We start from the raw sequence: 16,487 nt of genomic DNA on the forward strand, positions 1-16,487 counted from the left end.
CGATTCTCGATTAAAACTTTGGGGAACTATTGGAAGCGTTTGCCAGACAGCGCTCCGCTACTCCAGAGCCCAAATGAGGTTGTCCAGGCCGGTGATCGTTTCGAGGAAGAGAGCGCCAGGGATGGGTGGAACGAGCTGTTTTTTGATGGCGTAGCCTCCGATGATCAGGGTGGGACGCGGGTGCTGGAGCGCCTCCATCCGTTGAGCGATGCGGTAGACATAGGACTTCTGCCGGTCAAGGGCCAGGGAGATGAGGATTGCCTTGGGTCTGATGTCAGCCGCAAGCTGGACGAGGCTTTCGGGGGAGGGAGCCGAATCGAAATCGCGGGTTTCTATGCCTTTGGACCGCAACCAGAGGGAGAGGATGCGGATGCCGAGGGTGTGGTTGTTGCCACGGGCGTTCATGAGGAACACCAGGGCGTGGCGGCTGCCGGAGATGGGCGTGTCGGTGGCCTTCACCTCGAGTACAACGAGTTCGAAGACGCGCTCGCAGAAGCTGGTGAATCGGTGTTCGTCGGCGACTGTGATGAGGCTGCTTTCCCACTCGAGTCCAATGAGGTAGAGGAGCGGCGTAATGAGACCAACGAGGATATCGACGGGGCGTAGCCCGGCGGTAAGGGCGCTATGGATGATGCGGGAGGCCGCCGCCATGTCGCCGGTCTTGCCGGCCTGGTAGAGGAGGCCTTGGATTTCGCGGAGGCGGTGGGAGGTCCCGATCTCGGAGTCAAGTTGGTCCATGCCCTTTGCCTTGCAGGCCGGGCACCGTGGGTGGTGGTGAAGGTGTCGAGTGGGGCGATCTCGCCCTGGAATTCCTGGCAGTAAGCGCACCACCTCAGCATGGGGGCTTAACCGTGTAGTCGTGAGGAGATGCGACAGATCGGGTGCATCGATAGAGATTCAACCGGAGAAGACTCCCTGTGAGTCTCTCATGGATGCGAACGCGTGGATGGTTCGGAACGCTACATAATATTCGCGCGCAGCGACTCTCTCGCCGTCCGCGCAGGACCTCGCTGTCAGTTTCACGATAAGTTGGACAACTGAATCAAATTCTGGCCACCGTAAATGGTTTGTTCTCAGTACTACCAATTTCATTTTCGCCTTGAGTTTCAGGCTATTTAGGCCACGACTGACAGAACTGAACGATATCTTGTCCACGCGTGACGAGCATGTCTATAAAACTCCTGGAAGTTATTGAGGTCACATCGGATAACCTCTCTTTGGTACGCTCGAAATCCGGCTTGTTTGACCTCGGATTGACCAGTTTTATCTAGATTTATAGAGCTCCGAAAGCCGGAACGGAACAAATTGAGACGCGTATTCCGTTTCAAAAATTGACTAACTCGGTCCTTGACCTCGGATACGCAAAATGCTGTAACAGTGAAGTGTGGATTGACGCATCTCGCCGCCGCACACATAGTCTGCATTGCTAACGCCAGCGGAAGATCTTTAGAGCGATGAAAAAGGGATAATCATCCACGCGAAGAGGATGGACACGGGGAGTGTCATCTGGCTAAGCGGACTAGCTTGCGCGATCGCTCGGGTGGACAGATCATTCGCAGGGTTTTGCTTTTTCAACGCGTCCGTGCCTCGAGTACTTCGGCATCATTGCCGTACGGCCCATTTCAGGGAATTTTGATCGCCTAGAATGTTTCTTAGGCCTCAATGAGTGCATCGGCCTGTTATCGACAATTGAGAATCGTAATTATCTGAATCTGAACCCTTCAGGAGAGTTTCGGGTTATCCGCGGGTCGCCGCGTCCCGGTCATCCCTCGAGCCATTGTGGGCGGTTCGGAGGTTTGCATCTCCGGATTGAACCAACCAGGCAGAAGGTGCCTGATTTCACCGCTGGGCTGAGCGGTAGTTACGTTCGGTGGTAACGGCGCCAAACCAAGCGCGATTCAGTTGTGCCTTCTATTGCTTCCGGAGTTGAGATTGTCAGGGTCAATCGGTCTGCGTTGAAATGAAATTTTCGGCGGAGAGCTTTTCCCACGAGGCTCCTATCGTACGCAACTAGCGGAACATGTACTATTTCCTGCAGGTTCAAGTTCACCGAGAAGGTTCCGCAGTATTCGATGTATGGACTCTCATTTTGTGGGACCCCACCGATTGCCCCAGCCTCACGTGAGGAAAGCTCGGCGCTCCCACTTGTCCGTCCTGTGAGTTGAGCTGAAACGATACCCTCTTCCGTGTACAGCAGAAATCCCTGCGGACTTCTTCCCATCGGTTCCACGGAGCTTCCATCGCTCAACATTTCCGTGAAACTCTGCAGCGCCCAGGCGCCAATGAACAACGCGTCCGTGGCCGTCAATGTTTTGATGTCCATAAAGTCCTCTCTCTATGCTCCGATCGGAAAGCTATGAGCGGCACGCCCTGCGCATAGCGAAGTGCTCTGGAAATGAAGCAGTTTCAAACCACCGGGAGCCTCTTGGTACAAAGCAATGAATCGGAAGCAGGTTTGCATCAGAGTGCCGGCGTGTCGCGACCTGGTCCGACTTTGCCCGGTAAGTACTGCTACGGAATCAATGATCCGCAGTTTCTCGTCACTGACTTCGATGCTTTCGAAACAAAGCTTCTGAGTTCGCAGGTCCGCTAGAACTTCATCCTTGGTCAGGACCGAACCGTCGGAGCGCACCAACATGTACTCGTCCGCGTAGAGGGCGGCGAGCGCGTCCCAATCTCCCTCCAATAGGGCCCGATAGAAGACATCTCGGTGTGTCTTGAGGACGAGTTCAATTGTCATCCTTTCTCCCTGGGCGATGACGGATTCGCGATTGGGTAATCCGTATAGCCGTGTTCGTCGCCGCCGTAGAACGTTGAGCGGTCGTACGCGTTGAGCGTTAGTCCTTTCTCGATGCGTGAAACGAGGTCGGGATTGGCAATGAACAGTCGCCCAAAGGCGATGGCGTCGGCATACCTCGCTTCAATCGCCTGATGCCCTGTCTCCGGTGTGTAGGCGGCGGCCGAGATGAGGTTCCCTTCGTACTCGGGACGGAAGATGCGGGCATTATCGAGTGCGTCCGCGTGAAGTTCGTCCGCGAGGCCGATCTCAGAGCCCCGGCCTTCGATCAAATGAAGGTAGGCCAGGTTATATGTGCTCATTTCGCGGACGACGGAGGTGAAAAGGCGCATGGGATTGCTGTCGCGAATGCCTCCATACTGACCGAAGGGCGACAGGCGGACGCTGACTCTCTGCGACCCCGTAACGGCCGAGACTGCTTCCACGATTTCGACAAGGAAGCGCATCCTGTTCTTGACCGAGCCGCCGTAACGATCGGTCCGCTGGTTCGCGCCATCTTCCAAAAACTGGTCGATGAGGTGACTGTTGGCCGCCTGCAACTCCACGCCGTCGAAGCCGGCATCGATGGCATTACGCGCCGCAGTCGCGAAGCTGACGACGATCTCGCGAATCTCGGGTGCAGTGAGCTCGCGGGGGATTTCGATCGGAACCTTCTGAGCATCCCGTGTGAATCCCGGCAAGCTGGGTGGAATCGGGGAGGGGGCGAAGGGTGCTCCTCCATCGGGCATGAAGGATGAGTGCGAGTTACGTCCGTTATGCGCTAGTTGAAGAAAGATCCTGCCGCCCTGTTCATGCACAGCATCTGTCGCCTTTCTCCATCCAGCGACTTGCTCTGCCGTGTAGATGCCTGGCGCGTTAGGGTAGCCCTGGCCCTGCTGGCTTACAGCGGTGCCTTCCGCGATGATCAGGCCCGCGGACGACCGTTGTGCGTAATACAGCGCGTTCCGTTCGGTGGGCGCATTACCTGCGCCTGCGCGCATACGCGTGAGCGGAGCCATCACGATGCGGTTGGACAATGTGACACTGCCGAGTTGCAGAGGTTGGAAAAATAATGAAGTGTTCAACGTAATTGTCCCGTGCACTTTGATTGCTGTTGTGAACCGGCCCGCTCGATCGTCAGCGAACTGTGATTTCGCCCATATCAATTTTGACGAGCAGGGGTTCGGGAACGAGTTGGTAGTCGCCTTCGTAGGCATAGATCCGGCGCTTGGTTGGGAAGATGATGCCGTCCACGTCGCGGTACTCGGACGCGTAGTTGAGCCCTGTAGCGCCGCCGAGAATGTCGACGGTGTAGTCGTGGCGACGCAGCAGGCCGTCGGGGCCAAAGCACGAGATCTGTTCCCGCGTATGGCTCTTGATGGATTCTGGGAAGGTGATTTTCAGACGCCGCCATTGCTCCCCGTCGACCTGGATCGGAGCTATCTCTTCGGTCACAAAACCCGGCCTGGTGTAGAGGAATGGCGTGTTGAGATACGTCCAGAGAGCCTCACCCTGGAAGTACGCAACCTGGAGATCGTCCCAGGGTGTCTCGCGTAACTGGCCGACGAAGATTTCCTCCGGATCTTGGCGCTCCTGGATGAGGGTGCCATCGTTGCGTTCCATGATCAGGCGTTGCGGCTCGAAGATAAAGCGCTTGTCCTGGCCGGGAAAATCGGTGACGAGCCGCTCCTTCGTGGTGTCGACGGTCATGACAACGTCTTTCAGGTAGTCCCCTTGGCTCTTGACGAACCAAATCGCGCCTGTCAGCGAGGCCGCAACGGTGATTGCGGTGATTTCGTTCCAGCGCTTGAGGCCGCCGTGAGCGTTGACGGCAAGCTGCAATAGATCATTCATAGGATTCTCCGGCTGTTGCTGGTTGAAGAGCGTGGATGAGAGTGCGTGGCCAACTCAGGTTTGCGGAGCTTCGAGCTGCTCATTGAAGGAGGTCACAAAGACTGCTTCGCGAGGGCCCGATTGCTCGCGGAGGAACCTTGCTCGCGGCACCATGATTTCGTTTGCGTCGGTCGCGAGCGCGTCCATGGTCCCTTCGAGAAACTCATCAAGGGGCATGGCGCGAGGTTCCTCGCTGCTGTTCAGCAGCTCGGTGCGTACCCAGGGCGGGATGATTTCGAGCACCGACACCGAGCTGTGGCGCAACTTGAAGCGGATCGATTGTGCATAGGAGTGGATGGCCGCCTTGGTGGAGGAGTAGACGGCGGTCATTGCCATCGGCGTGAAGCCTAAGACCGAGGACACGAACAGGACGGTGGCCGAGTCCTGTCGTTTGAGGTGCTCGATGAGAGCGCCAGTAAGGCGGACGGGGCCAACCAGGTTGGTGGCGATGGTCGAGGTGATGAGTTCATCGTCGATGGCGGTAGAGGAGTCGTCGATTTGCATGATGCCGGCGTTGTTGATCAGGACGTTGAGTGTTGGGTGCTTGGCGATCAATTCCTTGGCAACGCGGTGGATGCTGGCGGGGTCGGATACGTCCAGTTCGATGGACTCCATGCCGGGGTTGGCTGCGACGGTTTTGGCGAGGTGGCTCTTGCGGCGCCCGGAGATGATGACCTTGTTGCCATGCTGATGGAGTGCTTCTGCGAGTGCGCGGCCGATACCTGAACCGCCGCCTGTGATGAAGATCGTATTGCCTTCGAGTTTCATATTCCTTCTCCTTCTTGATGAGTGATGGCTAGGGATGAACGTCGCCGGAGGGGCCGTAGATGGACGGAACCTTCGCGCCAAACGGACGCAGAAAGACCGAGATCTGTCCGCGGTGATGAATTGAGTCCGCATGAAACAGCCAAAAGATCTGACCGAGAGGCTGGTCAAGGAGCGTATGGGAGCCAGCTCGGACGACCCGCTGTTGTTGCCACTGCTCCTGGGTCACGCCGAGAAGAGCAGCGCCCAAGTCCTGCGCAGCTCGGTCAAACGCGGGAGGCAATTCCTGGTAGGAGGGAGTTGGGTCACGTGGAACTTCTGCGGTGGCGTCGCGGGTAAGTTGGCTGCAGATGCGCAGGCAGCGAACGATAGTCCAGGCGATTGCTCCGAGCGGCGAAGATTCGAGGTGCAGCCGGTAGTCCATCATGTCGGGCGTCATGGCGCGAAGGACGTTGGCGGTTGTGATGGTCTCGGCGCGGTGGCGCTCGCGAAAGAAGGCGACTGTGCCGGTGGGGTCGAAGTCAGGCATGGAGGGCCTCCCGCTCGGCAATCTGGGCGAGGGTGGGGTAGTCGGTATACCCGGTGCTGGTGGCGCCGTAATAGTTCTCGGGCCGCTGTTCGTTCAGGGGGCCGCTGACGCGAATGCGTTCCACGAGGTCCGGGTTCGCGATGTACTCGCGGCCGAACGCGACGAGATCGCCGAGGCCCTGCTGCAGCAATTCTTCTGCGTGGGCGGATTCGATACCAACATTCAGCATGAGCGTGCCGTTGTAGATCCTCCGGAAGTGGTGAACCGCGCCATCGCCTTGGAGATCTTGAAGCGGCGTTCCCTGCAGGTCAGCCAATTGCCGCATCAACATGACGTGGGACAGGCCGTAGTCATTCAAGCGCCGGTAAACATATTCGGAGGTTGGAAGGGTGGAAGGGAGAGATCGAAAGCCGCCGCGCTCCGACATCATGGGGCCGGCTTTGACTCCGACGCGGTTTGCCGGCCACTCTTCGAGAACAGCCTCGAGGACTTCGAAGAGCAAGCGAGCGCGGTTCTCGATGGAGCCACCGTACGCATCGGACCTAAGATTCAGGTTCTCTTGTAGGAACTGCTGAAAGAGATAAACGAATCCACCCTGGATCTGTACGCCATCGAAGCCAGCATCACGCGCCACTTTCGCTGCATGACGGAAGTCCGCAATTGTCTGCCGGATGTCCTCCATCGACATGGCGTCTGGGACTGAGGTCATCTCGGTAATGCCATACCCGATGTGCACCTGTTGCTCTGGGTCCACCGCCGACGCCGTCAGGGGCGAACGCCCGTTTCCAACGAGGGCGGCGTTCGACACGGAACCCTGGTGCCAAAGCTGCGCAATGATGCGACCACCTGCCGCGTGAACTGCGGCCGTTATATCTTCCCAGCCCTTGCGTTGCGCCTCCGTGTAAACGCCGGGTGCCCCGAACCAGCCTCGTGCCTGATCACTCACGAAGGTGCCCTCAGTAATGATTAGACCGGCTGTGGCACGCTGCTCGTAATAATCACGCATCAACGCGTTTGGGACTGCGCCCTGAAGCGGGGTGCGCATCCGCGTGAGCGGTGCCATCACAATTCTGTTCGGCAGAGTTAGATCGCCAAATAGAAACGGTTGTAAGAGGAGTCGCGTTTCTTTATCTCTCGTTGTCACAACGTCACTCCCTCAGCAATTGCGGTTGGAGCGTCGGGGGCAAATGAGCCCTTGAACATCGGGCGACCGCTCTTCGATTCGGATTCGGTAGCTTCGTCTTGAATGACATCCCAGTGCTCGATCAGAATGCCGTCTTTCATGAGCACGACGTCAGCAACGATCCAGTTCCTGCGGAGACCGGTACCGGAGAACCGGCCGTGGAGAATGACGTAGTCTCCCTGAGAGACGGCCACTGCATTCTCGTAACGAGCTGAAGGCGGCAAGCCCTTGGCAAGTTCGAAGAGGCCTTCGCGTCCGGGTGCGATGTAGGCGCTATGCTGGATATAGCCGGGCGACCAATATGCGGCTGCCTTCTCGTAGTTCCTCTGGTTGAAAAGCGTGTCAAAAGCTTCGAGGACCAGGCTGCGATTTTTATTAGCAAGTGTCGTGCTCATCGTTCCCTCACAAGTGATACTGATTTGCCGGATCGCGAGGATGCGTTGATCGCGTCGATCAACCGGTGAAGCTCAACGGCATCTGCAAATGTGCGGACGGTTGCGCTCCCAGTGCGCCGATCGGACTCGAAGGCGGCATAGAGCTGTGCAAGGTCCTTCACGCTTGCGTCGAAATCGGAGCAAGGGATGAGCTTTGTGGAGCAAGGAAGTAGAAGAGAAGCCCAGGCTCCCTTATCGCCGCGGGCGGCTTCAATTACGTCGTGGTGCTTGGTTACAAAGGCTCTTTCGTTCAAGACCTTTATGTCACCGAGGGTTCCGGTGATTTCGATCTGTAGTCCTCCCAGGTTCTGCTTGCCACCCTCAATTTGAATCTGGAATAAGGCTCCTCCTGCGAGTCGGCCCATCACCATGAAGGCGTCGGGCGTTTCATTGGGATATTCCTTTCCCGTTGAGGCCAGCGTGAGCATCGGAAACTGGGTCGCGACGATGGCACTCAGCATCTCAGGCTTGCCGAGCGCATGGAAGAGCATGTCCATAAAGTGGCCGCCGTAGATCGAGAGCACGTGAGAGAAGTTTTCTGCGGCGAGCGTCCATTCAAGAGAGGCGGATCGCGTAGGGCCGAATGAACCCATGCTGACGTGCATCCGAACCGACCGTACGTCCCCGATGTATCGCTCCCGGATGAGTTGCGAAAGATGGAGGGAGCTTGCGCCCAGCGTGCGTTGCAGTCCAACAAAGTGCCGCACCCCTGCGTTTTCTGCGAGTCGAAGGAGTTCTTCGGAATCCTTGGTGGTCGTGGTGAGCGGCCATTCGCAGTAGACGTCCTTTCCAGCGGAGATTGCGGCCTTGACGATGTGCGCATGCTCCGGGGCCGGCGACAGCACGGCGACGAGATCCAGATCTGGCAGATTTACGAGGTCGTCGACTCGGCTGACAGCGTGCTCAATGTCGAACTCCGTTGCGATTGCCTTCGCCTTCTCGATGCTTCTACTGCATACCGCCGCAATCTGATATTGAGGAAGCAACTTTAGCGCGGGGATGTGGCCATATGTCGCCCAGTTCCCGACTCCTACAAGTCCAACGCGAATTGGTTTTAGCTCTTTCATAAGGTTCCCTGTAAAGTCGTGGTGTTAGTAGCGAAAACTGTCTGCGTGTCGCCGGGCGAAGTCCGCTAAGGTAAGCGAAGAGCCGCCCGTTATCTGCGCGAAGTCATTGAAAACCTCATCCGAACGAAGGTCTACTCCGTTGGTCAGGTCGGTGTAGCTGTCGAAGACGCACTTCATGTAGGCGGGTTCGGCACCGGCAGCAAGAACGGTCTGCAGAAATTCCGAAGGTGGTCGCGGCTCGTAAGTGAACCGCTGACCGATGACGGCGGAAAACACTTCTGCGAGCTCGTAATAGGTCTTGGCTTCATATCCAAGACGGTAGGTCCGACCAGCGTGCGTATCGGGGTCAAGAAGACAGGCGGCGGCGACTGCCGCGACGTCGTCGCAATCGACCCAACTCAGGCGCGCACCGCCGACGTAGTGACGGATCACACCCTGCTTTACGTAACTTTCGCCACCATATCCCAGGAGGTTCTGCATAAAGATCTCGGGGCGGAGGTGCGTATAGGCCAAGCCGGAGCTTTCGATGTAGCGTTCGATGAACTGATGCCAGCCGTAGTGCGCGACGCGCGTGTCGTCGTCGCCGCATGCGCCGAGGTGCACGATCTGTTTCACGCCGGCCCGCTGAGCGCAGTTGACGAGGTCCTTGCTCTGGCGCAGCATGTCGACGGTATAGCCGGTCGCCATGAAAACACGGTCTACTCCTTCGAGCGCCGGCGCGAATGTCGAGAAATCGTCGAGGTCGAGATGTACGCTCGGCACGTTTAGCTTGGCTGCCTTCCCGTGATTTCGGGCGGCGGCAACTACCTGGACGGTGGGGTTCGCGGCGAGCAGCGGGATCAAGGCACCGCCCACTTGGCCGGTTGCTCCCATCACCATGATTTTTGGTTTTCCGGCCATCACTTCCTCCTGCCTTTCGATTCACCAAGAGCCACGACTTCGCGTTGTCCGCGGTGGGTACGCGGAGTCGTGGCTCTCGATGGTTAGTGGCTACTTGTTGAGCGAGTCAGCGGCGAGTGCGATGATGTCGGCCACTTCTTGAGGGTGCGACATGAAGGGGCAGTGGCTGGATGCGACAGAACGAACGGTAGCGTTCATACGCTTGGACAGAAATTCCTGGGCCGGCGGAGGAATCATTTCGTCTTCCGTGCAGACGAGGTACCACGAGGGGAGAGCCTTCCATGCGGGCGTGCCTTCTTTGCCGCCGAACGCCGCGAAGCTCAAGGGTTTCTGAACGGCGGCCATCACGGCAGCTTCCTCCGCGGTGGCGCCCCCCGCAAATGAGTCGTGGAACTTGTCGCGATTGATCCAGAGGAAGCCGTGCGCGTCGGGTGCGATGGCGGTCGATCCAGGTGAGGGAGGCCCTTGCTTCGCCAGGGACTCCAGGCTCTCTCCTTCGTCCAATCCGAAGGCAGTGATGTATACGAGCGCCTTGACGTTTGGGGTTGTGGTCGCGGCTCCGGTGATCACGGCACCGCCGTACGAGTGCCCGACAAGGACGGTGGGCTCCGGCTGCTCCGAGAGTAGGCGGCGAGTCACAGTGATGTCGTCTTCAAGCGACGTGAGCGGAATTTGGGCGGACGTAACCGTGAACCCCTTAGCTTGCAGGAGCAGGATGACTTTGCTCCAGCAGGAGCCGTCGGCCCAAGCACCATGTACCAGCATGATATTTGCGTTTTTGCTCATTTCAATTCTCCTGGTTGATTGCGGGTTATGCGACAAGCACAGCGTCGTATGCGGGATAGTCTGTGTAGCCTCGTGCGTCGAAGGTGTAAAAAGTGTCACGGTCGTACTCGCTGAGCGGCAGGTGCTCGCGGATCCTGTGCACCAGGTCTGGATTCGAGACGAAGTAGCGACCGAAGGCCACCGCGTCCACCAATCCTTCCTCGATAGCAGTCTCCGCGGTCTCAGGTTCAAACCCTCCCGCCGAAATGAGCTTTCCTTTGAAGATGGGCCGCAGTTGCTGAGCGGCGGCCGTACCTTTTTCAGGATGGGTCGTGATGCTTCCGCCGACTCGGGGTTCGATGAGATGGAGATAAGCAAGGTCGAATTGATTGAGCTGTTCTGCGACGTATGAGAACAAAGCTGCGGGGTCACTGTCAGAAATTCCGTTCCATGTTCCGCCCGGTCCAAGGCGCACCGCTACACGATCGGAGTCACACACCGAGATCAGCGCGTTGAGGACTTCGGACAGGAAGCGGAAACGATTCTCAAGGGAGCCGCCATACTGGTCCGTGCGATGGTTGCTACCATCCTGGAGAAACTGGTCCATCAGGTAGCCGTTGGCCGCATGCAACTCAACAGCTTCAAAGCCGGCATCCAGCGCACGTTCGGCGGCTTTGCGGTAGTCCTGTACGATCTCCGCGATTTCTGCGACGGTCAGAGCCCGATGCGGTGAGGACTCCGCCCAGCCGCCGGGAATCGACACGAGGTGGTCAGGGTTTTTCCAATATGACTCGTTGACGGATGCCGTTACAGGTTGCGCGCCCCCTGTCATCGCGGTATGCGACGATCGGCCGGTGTGCCACAGCTGCGCGACCATACGACCGCCCTTGGCTTTGACTGCGGCCGTGATCGCCTGCCAACCCTTCACTTGCTCGTCCGAGTACAGTCCCGGTGCACCCAACCATCCTCGGCTGGTCAGGGAGATGTTGGTTGCCTCCGAGATGATGAGACCGCCTTCAGACGCTCTCTGCTCGTAGTAGGTTCGCATCAGGTCGCCGGGAACAGAATCCGGTTGAATGGAGCGTGACCGAGTTAGGGGTGCCATGATGACGCGATGCTCGAGTCGCAGCGATCCAAGCTGAACTGGAGTAAATAGGTTGGGATTTGACGTTTCAATCATGTTCTCTCTCCCTGCTGCTCTTTGCTGAGACAAAACTATGCGCGTGAGGCGTTCCGCGGTAGAGGCGATGGGACCTGTGTTTGGTAGCTCTTTCGGCTCCCCGCGATCGAGCGATAGGCGTTCTCAAGAAGATGCCGCGACACGGTTACCTCAACCTCTCCCGTACTTTGCAGCCACTTAAGTGCCAAAGCAGTCCTTTTGGCGGGGACGTTATTCGCACGGGCGGAGTATTCTTGGCTCTACGGCGAATTGCGGGCAGGAGAGTGAACATGCCGATGACAGGTACTATTCGCGTATTGGCTGTCGACGACCACCCCCTCCTGCGCGCCGGCATCGCAAGTGTGATCAACGCAGAACCAGGGATGACGATCGTCGCGGAAGCGGCTGACCGAGACGAGGCCATCGCAGCCTACAAGACCCACCACCCAGACATCACCCTGATGGACCTTCGTCTTTCAAAGGGGAGCGGCGTCGAGGCCATTGCGGCTATCCGTTCAGCGTCGCCGGCAGCTCGAATCATCGTACTCACCACCTTTGGTGGCGACGTGCTTGCGCTTCAGGCATTCAAGGCCGGAGCGAGTGGCTATCTTCTTAAGAGCATGATGCGCACCGATCTAACCGACACGATTCGGCTGGTCCATGCCGGCAAGCGAAGGATCCCTCCGGAGATTGCCGCGACGATGGCCGAACATGCAGGAGAAGACGCTTTAACCATGCGTGAGTTGGATGTACTGGAATCTGTGGCGCTGGGAAAGTCTAATAAGATCATCGCCGACGATTTGAAACTGTCCGTCCATACCGTGAAGGGACACGTTCAAAGCATCCTGGCGAAACTTGAAGCGAGCGACCGCACTCATGCCGTAGTCATTGCGTTCAAGCGCGGCATCCTTGAGCAGTAAATCACCTGGGCGGGCGACTACCTCAGCGGGCGCACCCAAGCTGACACTTGCAGTATCCTGCATCGCGAACGCCATTCTTGGCGGAGCGATCGGATGCACTCAGCCGGCGTCCATCACCTTCCTGACGGTGCCAAGGGCTAGTTCTGGTGGCGTTGGCACCGACGGATTCATCAGCGGAAAGGTTGTGGGGAGACATAGAGGACGACATATTGTGCTGTATGCGTTTGCAGATAGCCGTTGGTGGGTTCAGCCATTTGAGTCTGCACCCCGCACTGAAATTGCAGACGATGGTTCGTGGAAAGCGCGGATCCACCTCGGTACGGAGTATGCCGCTATCTTGAGTAAAGCGGATACTCAGCCGACGCCGTTCGTCGATGCTCTTCCAAAGGTTGGAAACGGGATCGAAGCGATAGCCACAGTTAAAGGAAGCGGAAACGAGACACCCGCACCGGATGACGCAACGAATCAGCCGAACCTGCGTTTCAGTGGTCTGGAATGGACAGTGCGTACGATCCCTGGCGACCGTGCGTCAAAGACCAACGAATACAGTGCCGACAATGTCTTCGTTGACGACTCCGGTGCCTTGCATTTGCGTCTCATCCGGAACTCTCACGGATGGGTATGCTCTGAGATCCGAAGTGTTCGTTCCTTCGGCTACGGAAACTATACCGTGGACATTCTCGATGCGGGCCATTTCGAGCCAGCAGTCATGTTCAGTGCATACACCTTCTTTGAGCACCCGACGGATGGTGACCACAGAGAGTTGGCGATTCGCCTTACGCAACGCGGGGTGGCTTCGAATACGAATGCGGAATTTAGTATCCAACCTTCCTTCGTCCCAGCGAACTTCTACCACTTCAATGTTCCACCTGGCGCGTTGAAGCTTGCGATGCAATGGCATCCAGATCAGGCCAACTTTTCCGTGTCGCGAGTTCAAACTTCGTTTCTTGAGCCGGTGGTGTCCTGGCCGTTCCGAACCGGCCTGCCAATATCGGACGACACGCACATGTACTTCAACCTTTGCAACTACGGTTATGCCCCTACACCTCCAACTCACGACACTGAAGTGGTGGTGAGAAGCTTTAGATTTTATCCCTGAGACCTTGACTATCAGAATCCACCTCCACATCTTCGCCACGATCGCACTCTCATGGTCCATCTGCGCGTGCGGACAAGCGATCCCATCTAACTTGCAGCAATACAAACGCGTGGAATGGAACTCGGATCAGGGACTTTCGTCAGGTCGCATCCAGGCGCTCTCGCAGACTCCTGACGGATACCTCTGGATTGGAACATCAAAGGGCCTGCTTCGTTTTGATGGCGTGCGATTTGTGCCGATCCTGACTCCCCTGAAACAGCCGCTACCGCAAATTCTCGGGCTGACGATCGACAAAGACGGCATCCTTTGGGCTCGTGCAGGGGATACGCGTCTACGTCAGGTGGAACGAGATAGTATTTCCTCTCCTGTTTCCATAGAGAAGAAATTTATCGCCATAGTAGCCACGGTTGCCGGGCAAACGTCTGGTATCTATGCAACGAGCACCGACAAAAGCGTCCTGCGACTGATAAAGAATCACGTGGACCAGCTCCCTATCCACTTACATACTCTTCTCATTTCGATATCCGAGGGGAGTGATCGACGTCTTTGGATCGGAACGGATCGGGGACTTCTATCCTGGACCGGCGGACAACCAAAACTGGTAACTAGCTGGGATGTTGATCAAAAAACCAACTGTCTGCTCGCGGACGGGAACGGTCATGTTTGGGTGGGAACGGATGACGGACTCGCCTATTGGGATGGCCAACGCCTAGTTCCACGGTCATTCGGAAGTCAAGATATGCAACACCTACAGGTGCTTGCGATTTTGAAAGACCGCGATAGCAATTTTTGGATCGGCACATCGAAAGGCTTGCTGCGTTACAACTCTGCCGGCGCCGAGTGGGTGCAGACCGGATCCGATGGCGAACACATGCCCGTAACTGCCTTGTTGCAGGATCGAGAGGGCGATATATGGTTTGGCAGCGGATCCACTCTGCAAAGGCTCGAAATCACTCCGATCGTTCCGGTGAGACTGAGTGACTCGACGTCGGTTGGGAGCTTCGGGCCGTTGTATGTCGACCCGCACGGCCGGGTTTGGTTCGCAGGTCTTGGGAGGGGGCTCTATTGGATGGAACATGGAATCGCTCACGAGGTTCTCAATGAAGGCCTGCCCAACGATGAGGTGTATTCAATCGACGGGGAGGGTGACCATATCTGGGTAGGTAGGCGAAGCGGAGGGTTGACAAGGCTGAGCTCTGGCAACGGAACTCTCGAAAGCAAGACCTGGACTACAGTAGATGGTCTCTCGCAAAACAGTGTTTATGCCGTTCGTGTGACGTCGAGCGGGGCCGTATGGGCTGGCACTCTAACGGGAGGCGTCAACCGATTCGCTGACGGGCAGTTCTGGCACATCGACGAGAAAGACGGATTGCCGGCCAATGATATTTCGGCTATCGAGCTCGGCGATCGGGGACAAGTGTGGATTGGTACGTCCGGCGGAGTATGCAAGATGGAGAATCTTCTGTGCTTACCGTTATTCAACGGTCGGCAACCTCAACCGAAGGACGTCCTTTCACTATTCGAAGATCAAGCCCGCGGCCTATGGATCGGCACCTCGCACGGACTCCTTCTTGCCAACGATCATGGTCAGCATCCCGTGTCTCTTGGAGCTGGACCTCAGCCACGAGTTTTGGGCGTCGCTTTAGACGCCGCCGGCAGACTATGGATCGAGGGGGATCTCGCTGTAATGAGCGCAGTGCCCGGGGAGTTGCTGGCATCGAAAAATGCCTCAATCCGTAACTACGGAGCCGAGGATGGACTGCAGTCAAATGAGGGCGTCCACCGCTCCCGTTCTATGGTCGCCGATAGCAGTGGCCAGGTCTGGATGAGCACGGCGAATGAACTGGCAATGGTCGGGATGCAGCCGACACCTCTGCCAACCGTTATTCCTCACGTCGAAGAAATTAGTGCCGACGGGGCGCTTCTGGATCGTAATCACGCGGAAGTCCCTCCGGGAGCTAGGCGGTTAAGCTTTTCCTTTACCGGCCTTGACCTGCATGCACCGAAACGCGTCCGCTTTCGCTATCGATTGGACGATTTCGACAAAACATGGAGTGATGTAGGCAGCGATCGGGAAGCTACCTATACGAACTTGGCGCCCGGCAAATATACGTTCCGACTGATTGCATCCAACGAATCAAATACTTGGGCATCGCAGGAAAGCGTGGTTCCCGTTGTGATCGAGCCGGGCATTTGGCAGCGGTGGTCAGTAAGAACCTTCTTGGCGACGCTCTTCATTTTTCTAGTGGGATTTGCTTATTACACTCGCACCAAATTTCTGCTCACACAGGCAAACATACTCGCTGACGAGCGACTGAGGGAACGGACACGGATTGCGCGCGACGTTCACGACACCTTACTCCAAGGTTTTATCAGCTCGTCGATGCACCTTCAGGTTGCTGAAAAGCAGGTCGCGAGCGATTCGCCCCTGAAACAACGGTTTACAACCGTCCTAGAAGGTATGGACAGAGTCATCGAAGAGGCTAGGCTCGCAGTTGTTGGGCTTCGAACACCGGAGCCGGGGCACGGCGGAATCGAAGGCAGCCTGCGCGACTTCTTCCTGGAGATCGCCGACATGGGGGAGGCTCACTTGACCCTTCGCCAAACAGGAAAGCCTCGCCGGCTGAAGACTGAAGCGCTCAAGCAGATCTCCTCCATCGCAAAGGAGGCAATTCTTAATGCTGTGCGTCACTCCAGTGCTCACAACATACAAGTGACGATTGCATGGGGCTGGCTGGGCTTCAAGGTGTCAGTTACAGACGATGGTTGTGGTATCGACGCCTTCACGCTTGAGAACGGGAAAGCCCTGCACTGGGGGATGGTGGGTATGCGCGAGCGTGCGAAGCAATTGAAAGGACACTTGCGGATCTCGAGCAGCCCGGAAGCGGGTACAAGAGTCAGTTTGAGCATTCCAGCGTCCATCGCGTATTGCGGACCGCGTGACTTGGACGACTCTGCCGACAGGTCATAACTTGCTGTAGAGAGGTCAGACTTGAA

The 16,487-nt window shown here is 57.1% G+C and carries 16 protein-coding genes; 3 read left to right on the plus strand and 13 right to left on the minus strand.

Annotated features, from left to right (window positions below; all coding sequences use genetic code 11):
- Positions 1 to 57 precede the first annotated feature (57 nt).
- From GSQ80_RS08195 to GSQ80_RS08255, 13 genes are all read right to left on the minus strand, one after another.
- A complete protein-coding gene (locus GSQ80_RS08195) occupies positions 58 to 738 on the minus strand; it encodes a B12-binding domain-containing protein (RefSeq protein WP_158787147.1) in 681 nt (226 codons plus the stop codon).
- 1,123 nt (positions 739 to 1,861) lie between these two features.
- On the minus strand, positions 1,862 to 2,323 hold the full coding sequence (locus tag GSQ80_RS23855) for a lipocalin-like domain-containing protein (RefSeq protein ID WP_158787148.1): 462 nt from the start codon (positions 2,321 to 2,323) through the stop codon (positions 1,862 to 1,864).
- Between the two features lie 12 nt (positions 2,324 to 2,335).
- Positions 2,336 to 2,740: a nuclear transport factor 2 family protein gene (locus GSQ80_RS08205; RefSeq protein WP_158787149.1), complete on the minus strand. Its 405-nt coding sequence runs from the start codon at positions 2,738 to 2,740 to the stop codon at positions 2,336 to 2,338.
- Positions 2,737 to 3,879: an alkene reductase gene (locus GSQ80_RS08210; protein WP_256369882.1), complete on the minus strand. Its 1,143-nt coding sequence runs from the start codon at positions 3,877 to 3,879 to the stop codon at positions 2,737 to 2,739. The genes GSQ80_RS08205 and GSQ80_RS08210 overlap by 4 nt, the downstream gene beginning before the upstream one ends.
- Before the next feature lie 34 nt (positions 3,880 to 3,913).
- On the minus strand, positions 3,914 to 4,630 hold the full coding sequence (locus GSQ80_RS08215; RefSeq protein WP_158787151.1) for a hypothetical protein: 717 nt from the start codon (positions 4,628 to 4,630) through the stop codon (positions 3,914 to 3,916).
- Between the two features lie 54 nt (positions 4,631 to 4,684).
- Entirely contained in the window at positions 4,685 to 5,437 is a 753-nt protein-coding gene (locus GSQ80_RS08220) for an SDR family oxidoreductase (RefSeq protein WP_158787152.1), read from the minus strand.
- Between the two features lie 28 nt (positions 5,438 to 5,465).
- The gene (locus tag GSQ80_RS08225; protein ID WP_158787153.1) at positions 5,466 to 5,963 is read right to left on the minus strand and encodes a DinB family protein; all 498 of its coding nucleotides are present in this window, start codon (positions 5,961 to 5,963) and stop codon (positions 5,466 to 5,468) included.
- Positions 5,956 to 7,107, minus strand: coding sequence for an alkene reductase (locus tag GSQ80_RS08230; protein WP_158787154.1), 1,152 nt, complete (start codon positions 7,105 to 7,107; stop codon positions 5,956 to 5,958). Before GSQ80_RS08230 ends, GSQ80_RS08225 begins: the two co-directional genes overlap by 8 nt.
- Complete coding sequence (locus GSQ80_RS08235) at positions 7,104 to 7,541, minus strand: nuclear transport factor 2 family protein (RefSeq protein ID WP_158787155.1); 438 nt, start codon at positions 7,539 to 7,541, stop codon at positions 7,104 to 7,106. The genes GSQ80_RS08230 and GSQ80_RS08235 overlap by 4 nt, the downstream gene beginning before the upstream one ends.
- Positions 7,538 to 8,647 (minus strand): Gfo/Idh/MocA family protein, encoded by a 1,110-nt coding sequence (locus tag GSQ80_RS08240; protein ID WP_158787156.1) that lies wholly within the window; start codon positions 8,645 to 8,647, stop codon positions 7,538 to 7,540. The genes GSQ80_RS08235 and GSQ80_RS08240 overlap by 4 nt, the downstream gene beginning before the upstream one ends.
- A 24-nt stretch (positions 8,648 to 8,671) precedes the next feature.
- Positions 8,672 to 9,547: an NmrA family NAD(P)-binding protein gene (locus tag GSQ80_RS08245; RefSeq protein WP_174241321.1), complete on the minus strand. Its 876-nt coding sequence runs from the start codon at positions 9,545 to 9,547 to the stop codon at positions 8,672 to 8,674.
- Positions 9,548 to 9,637: 90 nt separating this feature from the next.
- Entirely contained in the window at positions 9,638 to 10,333 is a 696-nt protein-coding gene (locus GSQ80_RS08250; protein ID WP_158787158.1) for an alpha/beta fold hydrolase, read from the minus strand.
- Positions 10,334 to 10,358: 25 nt separating this feature from the next.
- Entirely contained in the window at positions 10,359 to 11,492 is a 1,134-nt protein-coding gene (locus tag GSQ80_RS08255; RefSeq protein WP_158787159.1) for an alkene reductase, read from the minus strand.
- 269 nt (positions 11,493 to 11,761) lie between these two features.
- Between GSQ80_RS08255 and GSQ80_RS08260 the strand changes: the two genes are divergently transcribed.
- The 3 genes from GSQ80_RS08260 to GSQ80_RS08270 all read left to right on the plus strand — a co-directional run bounded on the left by GSQ80_RS08260 (position 11,762) and on the right by GSQ80_RS08270 (position 16,461).
- Positions 11,762 to 12,391 (plus strand): response regulator transcription factor, encoded by a 630-nt coding sequence (locus GSQ80_RS08260; protein WP_158787160.1) that lies wholly within the window; start codon positions 11,762 to 11,764, stop codon positions 12,389 to 12,391.
- Between the two features lie 211 nt (positions 12,392 to 12,602).
- Positions 12,603 to 13,490, plus strand: a complete 888-nt coding sequence (locus GSQ80_RS08265; protein WP_158787161.1) for a hypothetical protein — start codon at positions 12,603 to 12,605, stop codon at positions 13,488 to 13,490.
- A gap of 91 nt (positions 13,491 to 13,581) precedes the next feature.
- Entirely contained in the window at positions 13,582 to 16,461 is a 2,880-nt protein-coding gene (locus GSQ80_RS08270; protein WP_158787162.1) for a sensor histidine kinase, read from the plus strand.
- The last annotated feature ends 26 nt before the right edge of the window (positions 16,462 to 16,487 follow it).

It is taken from the genome of Granulicella sp. L46, from assembly GCF_009765785.1.
Classification (GTDB): Bacteria; Acidobacteriota; Terriglobia; order Terriglobales; family Acidobacteriaceae; genus Granulicella.

What these genes read in the sequence shown, in the direction of transcription:
- GSQ80_RS08225 (WP_158787153.1), bottom strand. Translation starts at nt 5,963, where the DNA reads ATGCCTGACTTCGACCCCACCGGCACAGTCGCCTTCTTTCGCGAGCGC.
- GSQ80_RS08220 (WP_158787152.1), bottom strand. Translation starts at nt 5,437, where the DNA reads ATGAAACTCGAAGGCAATACGATCTTCATCACAGGCGGCGGTTCAGGT.
- GSQ80_RS08250 (WP_158787158.1), bottom strand. Translation starts at nt 10,333, where the DNA reads ATGAGCAAAAACGCAAATATCATGCTGGTACATGGTGCTTGGGCCGAC.
- GSQ80_RS23855 (WP_158787148.1), bottom strand. Translation starts at nt 2,323, where the DNA reads ATGGACATCAAAACATTGACGGCCACGGACGCGTTGTTCATTGGCGCC.
- GSQ80_RS08255 (WP_158787159.1), bottom strand. Translation starts at nt 11,492, where the DNA reads ATGATTGAAACGTCAAATCCCAACCTATTTACTCCAGTTCAGCTTGGA.
- GSQ80_RS08215 (WP_158787151.1), bottom strand. Translation starts at nt 4,630, where the DNA reads ATGAATGATCTATTGCAGCTTGCCGTCAACGCTCACGGCGGCCTCAAG.
- GSQ80_RS08260 (WP_158787160.1), top strand. Translation starts at nt 11,762, where the DNA reads ATGCCGATGACAGGTACTATTCGCGTATTGGCTGTCGACGACCACCCC.
- GSQ80_RS08245 (WP_174241321.1), bottom strand. Translation starts at nt 9,547, where the DNA reads ATGGCCGGAAAACCAAAAATCATGGTGATGGGAGCAACCGGCCAAGTG.
- GSQ80_RS08235 (WP_158787155.1), bottom strand. Translation starts at nt 7,541, where the DNA reads ATGAGCACGACACTTGCTAATAAAAATCGCAGCCTGGTCCTCGAAGCT.
- GSQ80_RS08195 (WP_158787147.1), bottom strand. Translation starts at nt 738, where the DNA reads ATGGACCAACTTGACTCCGAGATCGGGACCTCCCACCGCCTCCGCGAA.
- GSQ80_RS08205 (WP_158787149.1), bottom strand. Translation starts at nt 2,740, where the DNA reads ATGACAATTGAACTCGTCCTCAAGACACACCGAGATGTCTTCTATCGG.
- GSQ80_RS08240 (WP_158787156.1), bottom strand. Translation starts at nt 8,647, where the DNA reads ATGAAAGAGCTAAAACCAATTCGCGTTGGACTTGTAGGAGTCGGGAAC.